The 18,302-nt window shown below is 63.1% G+C and carries 16 protein-coding genes; 6 read left to right on the top strand and 10 right to left on the bottom strand.

Annotated features, from left to right (window positions below; all coding sequences use genetic code 11):
* The first annotated feature begins 77 nt into the window (after window positions 1–77).
* The 3 genes from ettA (at window position 78) to metF (ending at window position 4,066) form a co-directional block, all read left to right on the top strand.
* On the top strand, window positions 78–1,727 hold the full coding sequence (gene ettA, locus J2Y48_RS09645; protein WP_310416363.1) for an energy-dependent translational throttle protein EttA: 1,650 nt from the start codon (window positions 78–80) through the stop codon (window positions 1,725–1,727).
* A 406-nt stretch (window positions 1,728–2,133) separates the two neighbouring features.
* On the top strand, window positions 2,134–3,147 hold the full coding sequence (locus J2Y48_RS09640; protein ID WP_310416361.1) for a metalloregulator ArsR/SmtB family transcription factor: 1,014 nt from the start codon (window positions 2,134–2,136) through the stop codon (window positions 3,145–3,147).
* Between the two features lies 1 nt (window position 3,148).
* The gene (gene metF / locus J2Y48_RS09635; RefSeq protein ID WP_310416358.1) at window positions 3,149–4,066 is read left to right on the top strand and encodes a methylenetetrahydrofolate reductase [NAD(P)H]; all 918 of its coding nucleotides are present in this window, start codon (window positions 3,149–3,151) and stop codon (window positions 4,064–4,066) included.
* A 548-nt stretch (window positions 4,067–4,614) separates the two neighbouring features.
* On the opposite strand, the gene J2Y48_RS09630 is transcribed toward metF, so the two are convergent.
* The 6 genes from J2Y48_RS09630 to J2Y48_RS09605 form a co-directional block, all read right to left on the bottom strand.
* Window positions 4,615–5,562 carry a DMT family transporter gene (locus J2Y48_RS09630; protein WP_310416355.1) on the bottom strand — a complete coding sequence of 316 codons (948 nt, stop codon included), beginning with the start codon at window positions 5,560–5,562 and terminating at the stop codon, window positions 4,615–4,617.
* Window positions 5,563–5,852: 290 nt separating this feature from the next.
* Window positions 5,853–7,067, bottom strand: coding sequence for a lytic murein transglycosylase (locus J2Y48_RS09625; protein WP_310416352.1), 1,215 nt, complete (start codon window positions 7,065–7,067; stop codon window positions 5,853–5,855).
* A gap of 135 nt (window positions 7,068–7,202) precedes the next feature.
* The gene (locus J2Y48_RS09620; RefSeq protein ID WP_310416349.1) at window positions 7,203–7,979 is read right to left on the bottom strand and encodes a GH25 family lysozyme; all 777 of its coding nucleotides are present in this window, start codon (window positions 7,977–7,979) and stop codon (window positions 7,203–7,205) included.
* 163 nt (window positions 7,980–8,142) lie between these two features.
* Window positions 8,143–8,799 carry a porin family protein gene (locus tag J2Y48_RS09615; RefSeq protein ID WP_310416345.1) on the bottom strand — a complete coding sequence of 219 codons (657 nt, stop codon included), beginning with the start codon at window positions 8,797–8,799 and terminating at the stop codon, window positions 8,143–8,145.
* Between the two features lie 140 nt (window positions 8,800–8,939).
* Complete coding sequence (locus J2Y48_RS09610; RefSeq protein WP_310416341.1) at window positions 8,940–9,617, bottom strand: class I SAM-dependent methyltransferase; 678 nt, start codon at window positions 9,615–9,617, stop codon at window positions 8,940–8,942.
* On the bottom strand, window positions 9,617–10,864 hold the full coding sequence (locus J2Y48_RS09605; protein WP_310416338.1) for a DUF3419 family protein: 1,248 nt from the start codon (window positions 10,862–10,864) through the stop codon (window positions 9,617–9,619). Before J2Y48_RS09605 ends, J2Y48_RS09610 begins: the two co-directional genes overlap by 1 nt.
* A gap of 178 nt (window positions 10,865–11,042) precedes the next feature.
* Here J2Y48_RS09605 and J2Y48_RS09600 point away from each other — a divergent pair, with 178 nt between their 5' ends.
* Window positions 11,043–12,425: a serine hydrolase gene (locus tag J2Y48_RS09600; protein ID WP_310416335.1), complete on the top strand. Its 1,383-nt coding sequence runs from the start codon at window positions 11,043–11,045 to the stop codon at window positions 12,423–12,425.
* Window positions 12,426–12,431: 6 nt separating this feature from the next.
* Here J2Y48_RS09600 and J2Y48_RS09595 read toward each other — a convergent pair whose 3' ends face one another.
* The 4 genes from J2Y48_RS09595 to J2Y48_RS09580 form a co-directional block, all read right to left on the bottom strand.
* Window positions 12,432–13,340 (bottom strand): lytic transglycosylase domain-containing protein, encoded by a 909-nt coding sequence (locus J2Y48_RS09595; protein ID WP_405030189.1) that lies wholly within the window; start codon window positions 13,338–13,340, stop codon window positions 12,432–12,434.
* 135 nt (window positions 13,341–13,475) lie between these two features.
* The gene (locus J2Y48_RS09590) at window positions 13,476–14,111 is read right to left on the bottom strand and encodes a LysE family translocator (RefSeq protein WP_310416330.1); all 636 of its coding nucleotides are present in this window, start codon (window positions 14,109–14,111) and stop codon (window positions 13,476–13,478) included.
* 95 nt (window positions 14,112–14,206) lie between these two features.
* Window positions 14,207–15,421 carry a pyrophosphate--fructose-6-phosphate 1-phosphotransferase gene (locus tag J2Y48_RS09585; protein ID WP_310416328.1) on the bottom strand — a complete coding sequence of 405 codons (1,215 nt, stop codon included), beginning with the start codon at window positions 15,419–15,421 and terminating at the stop codon, window positions 14,207–14,209.
* A 114-nt stretch (window positions 15,422–15,535) separates the two neighbouring features.
* On the bottom strand, window positions 15,536–16,447 hold the full coding sequence (locus tag J2Y48_RS09580) for a DMT family transporter (RefSeq protein WP_310416325.1): 912 nt from the start codon (window positions 16,445–16,447) through the stop codon (window positions 15,536–15,538).
* Between the two features lie 221 nt (window positions 16,448–16,668).
* Here J2Y48_RS09580 and J2Y48_RS09575 point away from each other — a divergent pair, with 221 nt between their 5' ends.
* Window positions 16,669–17,382, top strand: a complete 714-nt coding sequence (locus J2Y48_RS09575) for a TerB family tellurite resistance protein (RefSeq protein ID WP_405030188.1) — start codon at window positions 16,669–16,671, stop codon at window positions 17,380–17,382.
* The gene (locus J2Y48_RS09570; protein WP_310416322.1) at window positions 17,379–18,152 is read left to right on the top strand and encodes an N-acetylmuramoyl-L-alanine amidase; all 774 of its coding nucleotides are present in this window, start codon (window positions 17,379–17,381) and stop codon (window positions 18,150–18,152) included. The genes J2Y48_RS09575 and J2Y48_RS09570 overlap by 4 nt, the downstream gene beginning before the upstream one ends.
* Window positions 18,153–18,302: the final 150 nt, after the last annotated feature.

Below are 18,302 nucleotides of genomic sequence, written 5' to 3'. Positions count from 1 at the left end.
TGTCGCTGCATTGCCGCTGCCGGGGAATTCGCCTACATAGCGGGCAAATTTTTCTTTGAATGCGGAGCAGGCGCGCAATGGCACGACAGTTCATCTATCACATGGCAGGGCTCAACAAGGCCTACGGCAACAAGAAGGTTCTGGAGAACATCCACCTTTCCTTCTACCCGGACGCGAAGATCGGTATTCTCGGCCCGAACGGCGCCGGTAAGTCGACCGTGCTGCGGATCATGGCCGGTCTCGACACGGAATTTACCGGCGAAGCCTGGGTGGCGGAGGGAGCAACCGTCGGCTACCTGCCGCAGGAGCCGCAGCTCGATCCGGCGAAGAACGTGCTGGAGAACGTGATGGAGGGTGTCGCCGGCAAGAAGGCGATCCTCGACCGCTACAACGAGCTGATGATGAACTATTCGGACGAGACGGCCGAAGAGGGCGCCAAGCTCCAGGACATCATCGACAGCCAGAACCTCTGGGACCTCGAAAGCCAGGTCGAGATGGCGATGGACGCGTTGCGCTGCCCGCCGGGCGATGCCGACGTCGCCAATCTGTCCGGCGGTGAGAAGCGCCGCATCGCGCTCTGCAAGCTGCTGCTGTCGCAGCCTGACCTGCTGCTGCTCGACGAGCCGACCAACCATCTCGACGCCGAGACGATCGCGTGGCTGGAAAAGCACCTGCGCGAATATCCCGGTGCCGTGCTGATGATCACCCACGACCGCTACTTCCTCGACAACGTCACCGGCTGGATCCTCGAGCTCGACCGCGGCCGCGGCATCCCCTACGAGGGCAACTACTCGGCCTACCTCCAGGCCAAGGCCAAGCGCATGCAGCAGGAAGGTCGTGAAGAGGCGACGCGCCAGAAGGCGATCTCCCGCGAACAGGAGTGGATCGCTTCCAGCCCCAAGGCCCGACAGGCGAAGTCGAAGGCCCGTATTCGCGCCTACGACGAGCTGGTCAAGGCGGCGGAGGATCGTCGTCCCGGCGACGCGCAGATCGTGATCCCGGTCGGTGAACGTCTCGGCAACGTCGTGATCGAGGCCGAGAACCTGACCAAGTCGTATGGCGACCGCGTGCTGATCGAGAACCTTACCTTCAAGCTGCCGCCCGGCGGGATCGTCGGCGTCATCGGTCCGAACGGTGCCGGCAAGACGACGCTGTTCCGGATGATCACCGGCCAGGAAGCGCCCGATAGCGGCGAGATTCGCGTCGGTGATACGGTAGACCTCGGCTACGTCGACCAGAGCCGTGATGCGCTCGCTGGCGACAAGACCGTCTGGGAAGAAATCTCCGGCGGCAACGACATCATCAAGCTTGGCAAGCACGAGGTGAATTCGCGCGCCTATTGCGGCGCCTTCAACTTCAAGGGCGGCGACCAGCAGCAGAAGGTCGGCACGCTCTCGGGCGGCCAGCGCAACCGCGTCCACCTCGCCAAGATGCTGAAGGCCGGCGGCAACGTCATCCTGCTCGACGAGCCGACCAACGACCTCGACACCGAAACGCTGGCGGCTCTTGAGGACGCACTCGAAAACTTCGCCGGTTGCGCGGTCATCATCAGCCACGACCGCATGTTCCTCGACCGGCTTGCGACGCACATCCTCGCCTTTGAGGGCGACAGCCATGTGGAATGGTTCGAGGGCAACTTCGAGGACTACGAGCAGGACAAGATCCGCCGCCTCGGCCCGGATTCGGTCAACCCGAAGCGCGTCACCTACAAGCGCCTGACCCGCTGAGGAACAAAGGGCAGGCGACGCGGTCCGCCCAGCGGCCGCTTGCTCTGCGGGGATCTCCACCAAGCCGCCACGCTGGACACAGCGTGGCGGCTTGTCATTACGGGCGCGGTTCGATCGGGCCGCCTCGACGCGGTGCACTCCGGCAACTGGCCGACTGATTGTGCGGCACCGACCGGACGTGGCGACGTCGTATTCGGGCGGCCTCCCTTCGGAGATTGCGCGCCCGGCAGGCAAGCAGTCTGTTTGTGTGATCTGGTAGATCTGCGGACGCACACGGCCCGGCTCCCACGTGCCCGGCCGCATCGCCTTACTTCCAGCTTCGAAGCGAGCCCGGAGATTGCGGCTTGCATTTGCGCAACTCATGACATAAACATATCTTTATGTCTTGATTGGATTGAGGGCGGGAATGGTGAAGCTCGGCTTGGACGACACTGTAGAGGTTTTGAAGACGGCGGGCGAGTCGACCCGCCTGCGCCTCCTGGCCCTTCTCTCCCGCGGCGATCTGACGGTCACCGATCTCACCGATATCCTCGGCCAGTCGCAGCCGCGTATCTCGCGGCATCTGAAGCTTCTCGCCGAGGCGGCGCTGATCGAACGATACCAGGAGGGCGCCTGGGCCTATTTCCGGCTCAGGCACGATGGTGCCGCCGTCTCGCTGGCGCGCCTGCTGCTCGACCGGATCGACGGGAGCGACCCGGTCCTGTCCAGGGATGCGGAACGGCTTGCGGTGCTGAAGAAGGCGCGCGCGGAAAAGGCGCAAGCCTATTTCAGCCGGAACGCCGCCGAATGGGACGAACTGCGTCGCCTTCATGTGAGCGATGCGGAGGTCGAGGCAGCGCTCCTCGGACTGATAGGCGAGCAGCCGGTCGATGCGTTTCTCGACCTTGGCACCGGCACCGGCCGTATCCTGCAGTTGTTCGAGGGGCTTTATCGGCGCGGCGTCGGCGTCGATGCCAGCCGCGATATGCTCGCGGTCGCCCGCGCCAATCTGGACCGCGCCGGCATCACCAAGGCCTCGATCCGGCACGGCGACATCTTCAATCTGCCTTTGGAGCGCGACGAGTTCGACGTGGTGACCATTCATCAGGTCCTTCATTTTCTTGACGAGCCCGACGCGGCGATCGCCGAAGCCGCACGCATGCTCCGGCCCGGCGGACGGCTGGTGATCATCGATCTTGCGCCGCACGAAATAGAGCATTTGCGGGACGAGCACGCCCATCTGCGACTGGGGTTTTCCCACCAGATCGTCGAGGACTGGCTAGAGCAGGCGGGCCTGGCACTCGAAAAGACGATCGATCTCACCCCCGCCGAGGGCGGTCCGCAAGCGCTGACGGTCACGATATGGCTGGCGCGCGACCAGCGACCCGCAGAGGGCGCCGATGGCGCCGAACCGCTGATCGCCATTGGCGGGAGGAGTTGACATGACGATTGGCCAAACCGCGCGCCAACGCCACACCCCCACGCTGTCCTTCGAGTTTTTTCCGCCCAGGACCGAAGAGGCCGAACGCCAGATCTGGGAGACGATCGACGCTTTGACCGCTTATGCACCGAGTTTCGTCTCGGTCACCTACGGGGCCGGCGGATCCACGCGCGCGCCGACGCTCGCCACCGTGGCGCGCATCATCAGCGACACGCCGCTTTCGGCGGCGGCGCACCTGACCTGCGTCGGCGCGACGAAGGAGGAGGTGCATTCCGTCATTGACGAGTTCCAGGCGGTTGGCGTCCGCCATTTCGTGGCCTTGCGCGGCGACCCGGCCAGCGGCATCGGTGCCGCCTACCAGCCCCATCCGGGAGGCTATGCCAACGCCGCCGAACTGGCCGCTGGACTGCGCGCGATCGGCGATTTCGAGGTGTCGGTCTCTGCCTATCCGGAAAAACACCCCGAAAGCTTCGACGTGGCGGCTGACATCGATATGCTGAAGCGCAAGGTCGATGCGGGTGCGACCCGGGCACTGACGCAGTTCTTCTTCGACAACATCCACTACGAGCGCTACCTTGAGCGGGTCCGTGCTGCCGGGATTCGCATCCCGATCGTGCCGGGCATCCTGCCCGTCCACAATCTGGCCCAGGTGCAGAAGTTTGCGGGGCTATGCGGCGCAACGGTTCCGCAATGGCTTGCCGATCGTCTCGCTCCGCTGGACGGCCAGCCCGAAGAGCGTGCCAGGGTTGCCGCGGACCTGGCGGCCCGTCAGGTCGAGGGGCTGATCGCGCTCGGCGTCGACGAATTCCATTTCTATACGATGAACCGGTCGACGCTCGTGTCGTCGGTGCTTGACCAGGTCGGGTTCGAACGGCGGGAAAATACGGTGCGAACGTCGGCGGCAGGCGCTGCTGCGTGAGCGGCAGAACGGCGCGGCCGCATTCCGATGCGGCTTCCATGCCCGTGTTGCTCGGCAGGCCACGTAAAAAACGCATGACCTTGCGGGGTCATGCGTTTCGTGAAGTAATCAGGAATAACTTCTCTGCGTTTTTGTCCTTTGGACGACGCTGTCGCTCAGATGAAAATCATGCCGGCGACGAAGAGGAACGCTGCACTGATCATCAGAACATTCAAGGAATGTGTGAGTCCCATGGCTTACCTCCTTGCGTTGCGTGGCCATAATAAGGCGTAAAAATCCCGCTTGAAAAGTTGTTTATGTGTTGCGCTGCGGCATCATAGCGCTCGCCACAATTTCTCCACAGGCCTAAATGGTTGTTCTTTCATCTGAATTTCCGATTACGGAAAGTTCACAAAAGTTTCGCGAACGTTAACGTGCGTGAGGTGTTTTCAGGCCGCTTTGGGCGAATCGTCCGGCACAATGATGCTTTCCATCCAGCGATGCTGCGCGAGAAGGAGCTTATCTTGCGCTCCACGCCATGCGTCACATTCGAGTTTTGGCGATATGCGCTAAACGCGCGAAGGGCGGAGGTGCTTCAAGACCCGGCCGTCGAGGATGACGAGACCCAAAAGCACCAGAACGATGCCGGTCGCGCCCGAGGGCGACAGTTGTTCGCCGAGAAAGAGCATTCCGGCGACGATTGCGCTCGGCGGAACGAGCAGGGTGACGAGCGATGTATTGGTGGCACCGGCGGCCGCCATGATCCTGAAAAAGAGAATGTAGGCATAGGCGGTGGAAACGAGCGCCAGGGCCAGGACACACAGCACGACGTTCATCGGCGGCATCGGCAGGGTCCAGGGGTGATCGACAAGGAGGGCCAACGGCAGGAGAACGGCGGTGGCCGCGGTCAACTGACCGGCCGCAGTCACAGGTGCGGCGACGCCGCGGAACCGCTTGCCGTAGGTTGCGGCGAGGCCATAGGACATCGCGGCCGCCAGCGGCAGCAGCAGCGCCCACAGCGGCGGCCCCGAGGTCTCGCCGGTGAAGGGGGCAATGGCGCGCGGACCGACCAAAATGGCCGTCCCGACAAGCCCGACCAGGCAGCCCATGACCTTGGCGGGCGTCATCTTCTCGTCGGCGGTCAACCGGTTGGCGATGAGAATGGTGAAGATCGGCGTCGTTGCGTTCAGGATCGCCGCAAGCCCCGCGCCGATCTGGGTCTGGCCGGTGAAAATGAAGATGTGCGGGATGACATTGTTGATCAGTCCCATGACGAGGAATTCGCGCCACCGCTGCCGCAGGGCCGGATACAGGCCGAAGCGCCCGGCAAGATAGAGATGGATCGCAAGTGCCGCGATGCCGATCCGCAAGAGCACGAGCGTGATCGGCGGTATGTGCTGGACGGCGACGCGGGCGAAGAAGAACGAGCCACCCCAGATCAGGCCCAGCAGGAACAGCATGGCCCAGGTTTTAGGCGTCATCGTATAGCCCGGATTGAGGCTTGCGTGCTGGTTCATGATGCCGTCACCTTCTGCTGCCGTGCTGTGCCTGTATCAGAGGACACGATGTCGTTTCGCCGTAGGGCGGTTTCGTTCTGATATCCGAGGTAGCCTTCCGGGCGCTGCCCTGCCACCCGATTCCGGCATGGAACGGGGCGGTCGGCGCGATCATGTTTGAAGCCGCCGCACAAAGCCAGCCTTTCGCGGCGCTCCCCATCCCCACAGTAAAAAAAAAGCGCCGCGGAAATGCCGCGGCGCCGTATGCGATGGCGCGTGCCGTAACCGGTCAGGCCGGTCTGTCGCTGGAATCAGAGCGCGCCGAGCAGGGCGGGGGTCGCCCAGCCGTCGGCGGGCATGCCGAGGCGCAGCTGTTCCTTCTGAATCGCCGTGCGCGTGCCGACACCGAGAATACCGTCGATCTTGCCGACGTCGTGGCCGAGTTCGGCAAGGCGCGTCTGCAACGCCTTCATGCTGCCGTCATCCAGGCCTTGCTCCGGCTGGCCCTTCTCATAGGGGGGAGTGCCGGCGAGGCGGGTGGCGAAGTAGGCCGCCGACGTCGTGTAGATGAACGACTGGTTCCATTCGAGGTAAACGTCGAAGTTCGGATAGGTGATGAAGGCTGGGCCCTTGCGTCCCTGCGGCAGCACCAGCGACGAGGCGAGGTTTGCAAAGCGGGTGTCGCCGTCGCGCGGCGTCACACCCAAGGCAAACCAGTCGCCGGCGGTCATGCCGGGCTGCAAGCCGGTTTTCTCCCAAGGGAGGTTTTCCGGGAGCGAGACTTCCTGGATCCACGGCTGGCCCTTGGTGAAGCCGAGATGCTGAATGAACTTCGCCGCCGTCAGGATTGCATCCGGGGCGCTCTGCTTGACGTTGACATGGCCGTCGCCGTCGCCGTCGATACCAAAGGCGATGATGTCCTTGGGCAGCATCTGCACCTGGCCGATTTCTCCTGCCCATGCGCCCGTCGTCGCTGCTGGGTCGAGGTCTCCGTGCTGCACCATCTCGATCGCCGCGATCAACTGCGGACGAAACAGTTCCGGACGGCGGCAATCATGCGCCAGCGTCACCAATGCGTTGCGCGTGTTGAAATCGCCCTGGACGGCGCCGAAATCCGTTTCCATTGCCCAGAAGGCGGCAATGACCGGAGCCGGTACGCCGAATTCATGTTCGGCGCGCTGGAAGACATCCGACAGCTCCTGCAGCTTCTTGCGGCCGATGTCGAGGCGCGACTGGCTTACCGTGCGCTTGGAGAATTCCAAAAACGTTTGCCGGAAGACGCCCTGCGCGCGATCGCGCGAGAGCACCTTCTCGTCCAGGCTCGCGCCCGCGAGCGCACGATCGACCACATCGGCCGGTACGCCCTTTCCGACGGCTTCGGTCTTTACGCCCTGCAGGAAGGCGTTGAAATCGCCGCCACAGGCCACAGGGGCAGGCTCGGCCGGATTGTTGTTCTGTTGCGCAAGAGCAGTGCCGGAAAGAAACAGCGCCAGGAGGGCGCTGATCGGCAGAATTCTCGATTGCATCGCGGGGGTCCTTTCATTGGGTTGCCCCGGCTTCTCAGAATAATGTGACGGAAGCAAGAAGGAAAAGGGCGGCGCCTCGTCGCCGCCTGATCAAATCTTTCGTGAAGCCACGACTGCCCGCGACGGTTGTCGTCTCTACTTTGCGACCTCGGCGACCCATCTGTCCCAATTCTTGGTCGAGCCGGCAAAGACGTTGATGTCGGTATCGCCGCTGATGCCGGGAACGACGCCGGTGCTGGTGTATTGCCAGAAGGTCCACTTGCGGCCGTAGACATTCTCGGGATGGTCCGCGACCGAGCGCAGCCAGAGATGATAGTTGCCGAAATAACCGACCATGTTCTGGCGATGGAAATCGACGGTCGTATAGATAATCGGCCGCTTGCCGTAGTGGGATTCGATCCGGTCGAGGAAGCGTTGCAGATCTGCGCGCACGACCTCGGGCGGCGGGCGCTTGCGGCAGGTCGGCGAGGCCGGGTTCCATTCGGCATCGAGCACCGGTGGCAGCAATGCGGCGCTCTTCGGGACGTTTCTGATGAACCAGTCCGCCTGGTCGTCGGGCGTCGAGCAGAAATAGTAGAAGTGGTATGGTGCGTGCGCGACGCCGGCGGTCTTTGCGCCGCGCCAGTAGTCGTCGAAGCGTTGATCGATCCGGTCCGTGCCTTCGGTCGCCTTGATGAAAGCGAACGAAACACCCGAGTCCTTCACGGTCGGCCAGTCGATGTCGCCGTTCCACTTGGAGATGTCGATGCCGTGAACCTGGTGGGCATGCGGGGTGCGCGAGCCGAAATCCTGGGGATCCTTGTCCTTGAAGCGCGGCTGCGTCGATGTGGCGGAAACGAGATCGTAGTCGGTCACCGAACACGATGCCGTGAGAAGGGCAAGCGGCAGGAGAGCCACAATGAACCGGCGCATGAATGTCCTAGCTATAGAATTTCCGGGATACTGCCTGTCATGCGAGATTCGGTAAAGGGGCCGCGCGCTTGCTGCGCGAGGCCCCTCTCATTCGATTGTGGCAAATTTCCAGTGGCTGGGTGCAGTGGCCGGCACTGAGGTCCGCCGGCCGGCCACCGCAAGGTCAGAACTTCCAGCCGACGCCGAGCATGAGCGAGTTGCTGCTCAGGTCGGTGTTGACGCCCATCAGGTTCTTGTCGCCGTAATCGGTGTAGCGATATTCGGCGCGGCCGATCAGGTTGTCGGTGAAGGCGTGTTCGAGGCCCGCGCCGATCGTCCAGCCGTTGAAGGTCTTCTTATCGCTATCGCCAGTCTCGCGATCGCGCAGTTCGGCGTTAGTGAAGGCATAGCCGCCGGTCCCGTACACCAGGGTGCGATCAAAGGCGTAGCCAACGCGGGCGCGCAGCGATCCGCTCCAGTTCGTCTCGAGCTCCATTGGGATGCCGCCGAGATCGAACTTGTCGCTGTTCCAGTCGTACTTCACGTCGCCTTCAAGGCCCATGACCCACGAACCCATCTGGTAGTTGTAGCCGGTGTAGCCGCCCAGCGCCCAGCCATCCAAGCCCGGGCTGGCGGACACGCCGCCGTCATCCGTATCGGCTTCGGTCCAGTCGTAGCCGGTCATGGCACCGACATAGAAGCCGTTCCAGTCATAGATACCTGAGACTTCGGTGATCACTGGCGCCACCGGAGCCTCGACCGGGGCGAGATCGGCCGCCCGGACCGACGTTGCCGCAGTAGCGAATACGAGCGCGGCAGCACCGATGTAGAGTGATTTCATGGTTGTCTTCCTTCTGCTTCGAACCATGCAAACGCAGCCCCAAGCGTCAGCAAACGAGATACACAACCCCTCTCAGTCGAGGGGTCCCACAGAAAGGAGCGCAAAATCGGGCAGGCAGACAGGTTGGGGCAGAAGGCGGGTCAGGCTGGCATTTTTGCAACACCGATCCAGGCGTAGCCGCCATAAGGCGTCGCCGTCTGCAGCGTTGCGCCTCTTCGCTCCGCTGCACTGCGTATCACCTCGAACAGGTCGGCGCGTGGCTGGACGTGAAAGCGTTCGAGCCAGCCCCGCAAAAGGCGGCGGAAGAGGCGCGGCAGGCGCTCCTGCTGGCCGAAGTCGATGACATGCAGCGACCCGCCGGTATTCAGAGCGGCGAGGGAGCATTCGATGGCGCGTTCCCATGCGGGGATCATCGATAGGGCATAGGAAATGACGATGTGATCGAATCCGGTTTCGCCGAAGTCTCCGGCTGAGAAACTCGCGGCATCGGCGACATGCAGTCGCGGCGCGTTGGCCCCCTTGCGAGCAAATCGCCTGTGCGCCGTTTCCAGCATCTCTTTCGAGATATCGAGACCAAAAAAGCGGGTATGCGGGTACAGGCGCGCCATGTGCTCGATATTGCGTCCGGTGCCGCAGCCGACTTCCAGGATCGACTGTCCCGCCTCTGCCGGGATCTGCTTAAGCAGCCGGTCGCGCCCGAACAGATAGTATTTGCGCGTCAGGTCGTAGAGGTGGCGCTGATAGCGATACTGTCGGTCCATCCGCTCAGCATGGCTGGTATCGGCAGGTAGCGGGTGCAGTTCGAAGTCCGCTGACATCAGGCCCGCTTCCTGTAGATGTGGAAGCCTCCGTAGATGGCCGAACGGTCCCGCATGCCGAGTTCGATCGAGCGTTCGCGCTCATAGGTCCACAGATCGAGAAGGGCGGGGGAGAGCTTGCCGTCGAGGATGCTCCGTTCCGCCGCTGTCCGGAAGATGACGATCGCGCCTTGTGTCGCGGTTCGGGAAATCTCGCTCCAGAGCGCGTTGATCTGGCTTTCGTTCATCCAGTCCTGGGCATCGAGCAGCACGAAGCGATCGACGGAGCCTGCCGGCTTGCCGGCCAGAAGCTCGGTGAAACTTGCGTGGTGGACGCGAACCCGGCCGGCATTGGCGCGAATTGCGGCATAGTGAGCGGCCCGCAGATAGTCCGGCGGCATGCCTTCGTGCTTCTCCGGATAGCGCCGCGCAAATGCCTGCCAGGCGAAATAGTTGTCATTCAGCGGAAAGTGGCAGGTCAGCTTCTCAAGGCGCCGCTTCAGAACCGGCGCAAGTGAGTTGTCATCGCTGAGGCTCGCCAGTTCGTCAAACTGTTGCGGCGGGATGCCGAGCCCGAACAGGGACGCCTTTCGCGACGTCATCCAGCGAATCAGCGGGCGATCGAAGAGGGGAGCGATGCGGGTCTCGAAGAAGTGACGTTGTTCGCGCAGCGAACGAGCCTCGACGAACTCCCGCGGATTGAGACCGTGGAGCCGCGCGACGATGTGGCCAAGCAGTATGAAGCGGCCGAGCAGGCCGGTGCGATAGATGTTGCGGCTGAAGACGTCGACGCGGCGCCGGCCGAAAGCGCCACGCCCATTCCAGTAGTCACGCGTCTGCGCATCGAGCATCGGTTCGATGAACAGGCTGTAGGCTTCGCGGTTGGTTGTGGCGTGGTTTCCGCCGAAAAAGCGGCTAACGTCGGCATGCGACGGCAGGTGCCGGAAGGCTGCCAGCTTCAGCCGGTTCAGGGCGACATGGTGTGGGTTGAGATCGACGACGTCGATCGCTTCCGGGGCGCGGGAAAGATAGGCGAGCATGTTGCAGCCACCCGAACCAATCGTCACGACGCGGTGTCCGGCGGACACCTCCATTGCTTCGATGTCGACGGCCGGATCTTCCCAGATCTGCGGATAGACGAGGCCGGAGAACAGCAATCCGAAAAGGCGTTCGGACAGCCCCTCCAGTGTGCCGGCACGATGTTGAAGCAGCGCCGCCTTCAGCTTCTTGTTGCGCCCGTATCCCGCGTTTCTGGCCAGTTCGCTCATGACACATCCCGTTCGGTGGATCTGCGGCAGCGATATCTGCCGTCGGCTACAGTTTGATGACTGTCGCCAGCGGCATGCGGCAGCAAGCGCTCGCGTTCCACCGCAATATTTCTGTCACGGCATGGGGCTTTTCTTGCGGGCCAATTCCTGATTGTCTGCGAGCGAACGAGGGTAGGCAATGGCACGATATCGGCGGGCTGCGGCGAAGGCACTGTTCGGCGGCTGCGTGTTTCTGGTCGTCACGGGCAGTTGGCTGATCGTGCGGCCGCCGGAACTGCTGCGGGTAGGATCGTCCTATGCGGCCAAGATCGTCTGCTCCAATGTCTTCATTGCGCGGCGCAATGCCGCCGCCGTGCTCGATGAAGACGTGCAGGCGCCCGGCCATCCGCTGCTGCGGCTGATGCGCCAGTCCGTCGACTACTCGGATATGACGGTCACGGCGTCGCTGCTCGGGCTGTTCGCGCCGGGATATGCGGCCTACCGCGAAGGCTTCGGCTGCACGTCGGTTCCGGATGGCGATTTCCTGACGGCTCGGGAGGTGGTGGCCGAGGTGCCTCTTCCGAAAATCGCGGCCGGACCCGCCGATCAGCCATGGCCGGCGGGTGAGCATGGCGGTAGCGATCCCCGCTTCGCAAACATTCTGGACGATCCGGCCCTGCTCGGTCCGGGCGTTCGAGGTGTGGTGGTGATCCATGACGGCCAGCTCGTGGGCGAACGCTATGGCGACGGCTTCTCCGCGGACATGCCGCTGCTCGGCTGGTCGCTGACCAAGACGGTCAATGCGGCGCTCGTCGGCCGTCTGATCCTGCAAGGGCGGCTGTCGCCTGCACAGGCTCTTCTCTTCCCTGAGTGGCAGGCCGACGCGCGCGGAAAGATCACCGTGGCCGACCTGCTGGCCATGCAAAGCGGTCTGGTCTTCGGCGAGGACTATGGCGACGTCACGGATGTGACGAGGATGCTCTTTTTGGAGCCGAACATGGCCCGTTTTGCCGCCTCGTTTCGGCTCGCGGCCAATCCGGGGGAAAAGTTCAGCTATTCCAGCGGTACCGCGGTCCTGCTCTCCCATGTCTTCATGAACGCGGTGGGGGATCGGTGGCGGGCGCTGTCCTTTCCGACCACGGCCCTATTCGCGCCGCTCGGCATGCGCAGCGCCGTGATGGAAACGGACGAGACGGGCATCTTTGCCGGTTCGTCCTACATGTATGCGACGGCGCGCGACTGGGCGCGCTTTGCCCAACTGTTGCTCAATGACGGCCAATGGAATGGGGAGCGGTTGCTGCCGGAGGGATACGTGGCTGCGATGGGAACGCCGACGCCCGCCTCTGACGGGGCTTACAGTCATGCGCAAAGCTGGATCCACGGGCCCGGCGACGTGCCGAATGCGCAGTACGGATTGCCGGAGGACACGTTCTGGATGCTCGGCCATGACGGCCAGTCGATCGCGGTGATCCGGTCCAGAAAACTCGCCGTCGTCCGCCTGGGGCTGACGCCCTCCGCTCTCGGTTATCGTTCGCAGGAACTGGTGGAACGGATCGTCGACGCACTCGACCGTGGGACGTGATCCCGCCTATTTCAGGCCGGTTTCTTCGAGAAGGCCCTTGCGCTTGGCGGTGTAGTAGTAGCCGCTGGCATAGAGGCGAACCGCGCCGTCGTGCTGGTTCTCAGCCACCATCCAGGCGCCGCGGAGATATTTTGCGCCGTACTTGATGTTCGTCTCGGCGTCAAAAAGACCGTCCGGCGCGCCGGTATATCCCATGCCCTTGGCCGTGTTGTAACGGATCTGCATGAGGCCGTAATTGCCCCGGCTGTAAGCCTTGGGATTGTAGCGGCTCTCGCGCTTGATCACGCGATGCAGCAGTCCTTCCGGGATCTCGTAAAGGGCTGCGTACTTGGTGATGAGAGCATCAATCGGCGTTCCGGATTTCTCGAAGGCTTGCGAAGCCTGGGGAACGCCCGGCTTGGCCTGGGTCGCCGCAAAGGCCACCGGCTGCAAAGTCGGCTTCGCCATCGGGATGATCTGGTGCGAAGCGACCAACTGTTCGAGCCCCTCCGGTTCGCCGGTGTCGAAGCCGGGCTCCATCACCGCCGCCTCGAACGAGGCCGGCATGAATTTCTGGGAGGAGGGGGTCGCGCTGGTCGGAACCGGAACTGCCGAAGCGACTGCAGCCGTTTCGGTTGCCGCGTCGGGTGCGGCCGAAGCAATCGCCAGTTCTGCGTTGCTTGCGCGGGTCGCTTCGATGGCTGCCGTCAGTGTCTGCGCGCCATCATTTTCCGTTGCCGGATCTACAATCGGTGCCGGCAGGGCATAGGCGGTCATTTCCGTGCCGGGCTTGGCGATCGGCATCACCGTCTGCGCCGAAGCCATTTCCTCGACAGGGGTCTCGATCACACTGGCGCATCCGCCCAATACCAGCAGGGCCGTGGCGCACCCTGCCGACAAAAAACGTTTTGCAGGGATTGGGAATCTGTCCGCCATCAGTCGCTCTCGTTCTGCCTTGAGGCTCGGAAACGGAGCGTTTCCGGCGTGGATGCAAATCAACGGCGCTTCGACCGTGCTTCGTCAAATAGCCGATCGGGCGGCCTCGGGCAACCCGAGACGCCGCGCCAAGTGTCACGCCGCCGCCCGTCGAAGCCCGGCGGTCAGCAGGCCTGCGCCGATCAGTAGCGATCCGCCGACGCGGTTGACCACCTTCTGGACGCTGGGTTTGCGGATCGTGCCGCGCGCCGCCGACGCCATGAGCGCATAGGCCGTGGCGTTCGCTGTGGCGAGCACGAGGAACGTAATCTCGAAGATCACCATCTGCGGCAGGACCGGCCGCGACAGGTCGAGAAACTGCGGCAGGAAGGCGACGAAGAAGACGATGCTCTTGGGGTTCAGCGCGGTCACGACGTACGCATGCGCAAAGATTCGGTACGGTTGCTCTTCCGTCGCCGTCCCGTTCTCCGTGCCGTCCGTTCCGGCGATCGGCGCACGCCACAGCTTGATGCCGAGCCAGACGAGATAGGCCGCGCCGACCCACTTCAGAACGGTAAAGATCGCAGCCGAGGTTGCCAGCAGGGCGCCGAGACCGAGCATGGAGGCGGTCATCGCGGTGAAATCGCCGAGGGCGACGCCGGCAACGGTCGCCCCGGTGGTCCTGCGGCCGTGTCCCAGTGCATAGGAGATGACGAGCAGGATGGTCGGTCCGGGGATCGCCAGCATGATTGAGGAGGCCGCCGCAAAGGCGAGCCAGTGCTCGAAGGACATGAAAAAAGCTCCCCTGAACGTTGGTAGAGGGGAGCAAGCCATCTGCGCGAGATCGCGTCAAGATGCAATCTTCGGCCCGTGGGGGCTGAGTGTCCTCAGCCGGCCGGCGTCCACTTCTGGCCGATGGCGTCCATCATCTCGCCGAACCATTTTGTGCTGGTATCGAAGTGCTTGCCGCCCTTGATGCGCGGGAACTCGATCGTGCGCAGCTTGCCGTTCTGGCCTTCGTCATGGCCGGTCACGCCCGACACCTTGTTGAGGGCGCTTTCGACGGCGAGGTCGACCATGCTCTGGATCAGGCGCAGGTCGTCGCGGTTGGCGGGGGCGGAGCGGGCATAGTAGCCGGATTTCTGCACCATCGCGCGCTCGGCGCCGAGAAGGGCGGCAAACTGCTTGGAGAACCAGTTGCCGACATTGATCGTGTCGATCTTCACGTGGCCGAACGCATCGCGCTTGACCGTCTCGCCGGCCGCTTCACGCTCCGCGACGATCGCGTCCAGGCAGGCGCCTTCGGACACGAACAGGGTGACGAAACCGTTCTTCTCCATCTCCTTCTTCAGGCGCTCGGCTTCGGCCTGCAGGTCGAAGGCCATTTCCGGCAGGTACAGGCCGTCGATGTTCTTCAATTGCGCATCCATCATGAAGCCCTCGACATATTCATTGCCGGCGGACTTCTGCAGGTAGGCGCGCGCGGTCGCGGCCGTGAGCCAGCCGCAATGGCGGCCCATCACCTCGTGCACGACCAGCGTCTTCGGGGCGGCGCTCTGTTCGTTGGAGACGTTGTCGAAGAAGCCGGCGCCGACTTCGGCTGCCGTCCAGGCGCCGAGCGATTGACGGATCGGCACGACGTCGTTGTCGACCGTTTTCGGGAGGCCGACCACCGTGAGGTTGTAGCCGTTGGCGCCCAGATAGGCCGCCAGATCGGCCGCGGTCGTGTTGGTGTCGTCGCCGCCGATCGTGTGCAGGATGGTCACGCCGTCGCTGGCGAGCCGCTCGGCTGCGACACGCAGGGGGTTTTCGCCTTCCTTGACGAGGCCCCGCTTGACGCAGTCGGCGGTGTTCGTCAGCTTGACGCGGCTGTTGCCGATCGGCGAGCCGCCATAGCGATGAAGCAGGTGGGCCTTTTCGCGCATCTGCGGCGTGATTGCGATGCTGTCGCTCAACAGTACACCCTGATATCCCGACCGATAGGCGATCAGCTCGATTTCCGGTGCGATGTCGGTGTAACGCTCGATGAGCCCGCCCACTGCCGATGAGAGACAGGGCGCCAGGCCCCCTGCGGTGAGCATTGCAACTTTTTGTTTGGCCATGATACCTCCTCGCCGAACGATCAGGTCGGTCGGCGGATGTCTACTCCAGATTCCGCAACAGGGGAATCACCGATCAGTACATAGCCGCTTTCGGTGACGGATTGTACGGCCCGATCAGGCCCGGCCAGTCTCGGGGATCGCTGCCGCCGCCGTTCGGGAGATCTTTGCCTTGCGGCCGAGCCAGACGACGAAGGCGACGGCGAGTGCAAAACCGACGGTCGAGATTCCGACCGCCTCGCCCAGCAGGAGCGCAGAAATCGCAAGCGTGACAAATGTCTGGAACAACTGGACCTGCGCAACCCGCGCTATCCCGCCGAGAGCGAGGCCCACGTTCCAGAAAATGAACCCGCCGAACATCGACAGCAGGCCGAGATAGAGGATCGCGCCGTACTGCGCGGGCCCCGGCACGTAAATGCCGGAGTCGGCAACGAGCAGCGTCCCGGCAAGCGTGAAGGGCGCACAAAGAACGAGCGCCCAGCCGATGACTTCCCAACCCGGCAGTTCACGCGCCAGCTTCCCGGAGAGCACGTAGGATAGCGCGGCCGCGACCGCGGCGAGGAACAGCCAAAAGTCTCCGGGGCCGAGATGAAAGCTGTTTTCACCCAGCGAGAAAATCGCAACGAGGGCCGCGCCGGCGATTCCGCACAGCCAGAACATAGCCCCCGGACGCTCTCCATCGATGATTGCGGCGAAGATCGAGGTCAGGAGCGGAAGAATGCCGAGCACGACACCGCCATGGCTCGCAGGGATCGTCTGCAGAGCGATCGAGGAGAAGATCGGAAAGCCGAAGACAGCGCAGACACCGACACCGGCAAGGGTCGGCAGATGTTTGCGCGGCAGCGGCCGTTTCAGGACAAGGAGGGCCACGCCGGCCGCCGAGGCCGCGATCAAGGCCCGACTGAAAGTGATGAACAGAGGGCTGAAGCCTTCGAGTGCCAGGCGGGTCATCGGCAGCGTGGCGCCGAAGATCGTCACTGCGACAAGACCCAGCAACATGCCTGCGGCTTGATTGGACAGATAGCGCACGTTGCGGTCACCTCACTCGTAATCGAATGCCCTGCTCACACTCGCCGGCGCGATCGTCAAATTCATTGTGCTGATCGTGCGATCAAGAATTGGAATGCATCCACTTGATGAGGGCCATCAAAATTTCGTGAATCAGGTAGCGGCCGCGTGGCCCCGGCTTGCTTTCGCCATCAATGTCTGCTCAAGATCACTGTATGTTCTCACACATGGGCAGTTGCTTGATGTCTTCCATCTGGGACCGACTGGTTGGTATGGTCGCGGAGGCGGCCAGCAATGCGCTTTCGGGCGTTGTCGAGGCGGTGCGTACATTGTTCGAGGGCGACCCCGAGACCCGCAGGGAAGTCGCGTTTTCCGTCGCCATGATCGCGCTTTCGGCCAAGATGGCGAAGGCCGACGGGGTCGTCACGACCGCCGAGGTCGACGCCTTCAGGGACATCTTCAAATTTCCCTCCGACCAGGCGGCCAACGTCGCGCGCCTCTATAATCTCGCCCGCCAGGACGTCGCCGGGTATGAGGCCTATGCCGAAAAGATGGCCGCGCTTTGTGTCTCTTGCGAGCGTAACTGCCCGATCCTTGAGGATATCATCGACGGCCTGTTCCACATTGCCAAGGCGGACGGACTGATCCACGAGCGTGAAATGGCGTTTCTGTCGCGGATCGCCGAAATCTTCGGCATGGCGGACGAGCGATTTGAGCAGATTACCGAGCGGCATCTGCATGTCGGCGGGCGTGATCCCTACAAGGTCCTCGGCGTCTCGCCTCAGGACGACTTCCCGACCATTCGCAAACGCTACCGTGTCCTGGCCTCGGAACATCATCCCGATAGTTTGATGGCGCGGGGCGTTCCCGCCGAGTTCCAGCGGATCGCGAACGACCGAATGGCCGCCCTCAATGCTGCCTATGCGGCGATCGAGAAAGACCGCCAGGCGGCATGACGGCGTTTATTCCCGACTTTCCCGGTGCCACGGTCGTGCCGTCTCCCAATCACGGCGAACGCGCCGACGGACGGCGTCCGGATATGATCGTCCTCCACTATACCGGCATGGACAGTGCGGACGGCGCTCTCGCCTGGCTGTGTTCGGAACAAAGCCAGGTCTCCAGCCATTATTTCGTGCATGAGGACGGGCGGGTGTTGCAGCTTGTCCCCGAGGAGCGCCGCGCCTGGCACGCGGGTAAGAGCCAATGGAAGGGCGAGGCGGACATCAACTCGGCCTCGATCGGCATCGAAATCGTCAATCCGGGGCACCCGGGCGGATTGCCCGATTACCCGGAAGCGCAGGTCGCGGCCGTTGCCGAACTGTGTCGGAACTGTGTCGAAAGGTGGGGGGTGGTCCCCGAAAGGGTCCTGGCGCACAGCGATGTCGCCCCCATCCGCAAGGTCGATCCGGGTGAAAATTTCCCTTGGGCGCGGCTGCATGCGGCAGGCATCGGCCATTGGGTCGAGCCCGCGCCGATCTCCGGAGGCCGCTTCTTCCAGCGCGGTGACCAGGGCCCCCCCGTCGAGGCGTTGCAGGCGATGCTTGCGCTTTACGGTTATGCTACCGGAATCACGGGCGTTTTCGACGCCCCCACCGAGGGCGACGTCGCCGCCTTCCAGCGCCATTTTCGGCCCGAACGGGTCGATGGAATCGCTGATTTCTCGACGATCGACACGCTGCACCGGCTGTTGACGGCCTTGCCGAAACGTCGTGACCAGTCTGCCTGATTCTCACGATATATTTCATTCTGTAACGCAAGTTTAGCTTTTCGCCACATCCTGACCGGATTGGGATTGTCTTTTCCCGCTGCCTTCGATCCGGTCGGTCACAGGTTGCTCCCAACGACCTTCCGACGAGACGGATCGAGGTTCAGGCGT

Source organism: Mycoplana sp. BE70 (genome assembly GCF_031455855.1).
In the GTDB taxonomy this organism is placed as follows: domain Bacteria; phylum Pseudomonadota; class Alphaproteobacteria; order Rhizobiales; family Rhizobiaceae; genus Mycoplana.
The sequence above is the reverse complement of the archived record's forward strand: the minus strand, read 5'-3'. Positions and strand labels throughout refer to the sequence as shown.

What these genes read in the sequence shown, in the direction of transcription:
- J2Y48_RS09600 (WP_310416335.1), top strand. Translation starts at nt 11,043, where the DNA reads ATGGCACGATATCGGCGGGCTGCGGCGAAGGCACTGTTCGGCGGCTGC.
- J2Y48_RS09625 (WP_310416352.1), bottom strand. Translation starts at nt 7,067, where the DNA reads ATGCAATCGAGAATTCTGCCGATCAGCGCCCTCCTGGCGCTGTTTCTT.
- J2Y48_RS09585 (WP_310416328.1), bottom strand. Translation starts at nt 15,421, where the DNA reads ATGGCCAAACAAAAAGTTGCAATGCTCACCGCAGGGGGCCTGGCGCCC.
- J2Y48_RS09590 (WP_310416330.1), bottom strand. Translation starts at nt 14,111, where the DNA reads ATGTCCTTCGAGCACTGGCTCGCCTTTGCGGCGGCCTCCTCAATCATG.
- J2Y48_RS09595 (WP_405030189.1), bottom strand. Translation starts at nt 13,340, where the DNA reads ATGGCGGACAGATTCCCAATCCCTGCAAAACGTTTTTTGTCGGCAGGG.
- J2Y48_RS09610 (WP_310416341.1), bottom strand. Translation starts at nt 9,617, where the DNA reads ATGTCAGCGGACTTCGAACTGCACCCGCTACCTGCCGATACCAGCCAT.
- J2Y48_RS09615 (WP_310416345.1), bottom strand. Translation starts at nt 8,799, where the DNA reads ATGAAATCACTCTACATCGGTGCTGCCGCGCTCGTATTCGCTACTGCG.
- metF (WP_310416358.1), top strand. Translation starts at nt 3,149, where the DNA reads ATGACGATTGGCCAAACCGCGCGCCAACGCCACACCCCCACGCTGTCC.
- J2Y48_RS09575 (WP_405030188.1), top strand. Translation starts at nt 16,669, where the DNA reads ATGTCTTCCATCTGGGACCGACTGGTTGGTATGGTCGCGGAGGCGGCC.
- J2Y48_RS09620 (WP_310416349.1), bottom strand. Translation starts at nt 7,979, where the DNA reads ATGCGCCGGTTCATTGTGGCTCTCCTGCCGCTTGCCCTTCTCACGGCA.
- J2Y48_RS09605 (WP_310416338.1), bottom strand. Translation starts at nt 10,864, where the DNA reads ATGAGCGAACTGGCCAGAAACGCGGGATACGGGCGCAACAAGAAGCTG.
- ettA (WP_310416363.1), top strand. Translation starts at nt 78, where the DNA reads ATGGCACGACAGTTCATCTATCACATGGCAGGGCTCAACAAGGCCTAC.
- J2Y48_RS09640 (WP_310416361.1), top strand. Translation starts at nt 2,134, where the DNA reads ATGGTGAAGCTCGGCTTGGACGACACTGTAGAGGTTTTGAAGACGGCG.
- J2Y48_RS09630 (WP_310416355.1), bottom strand. Translation starts at nt 5,562, where the DNA reads ATGAACCAGCACGCAAGCCTCAATCCGGGCTATACGATGACGCCTAAA.
- J2Y48_RS09570 (WP_310416322.1), top strand. Translation starts at nt 17,379, where the DNA reads ATGACGGCGTTTATTCCCGACTTTCCCGGTGCCACGGTCGTGCCGTCT.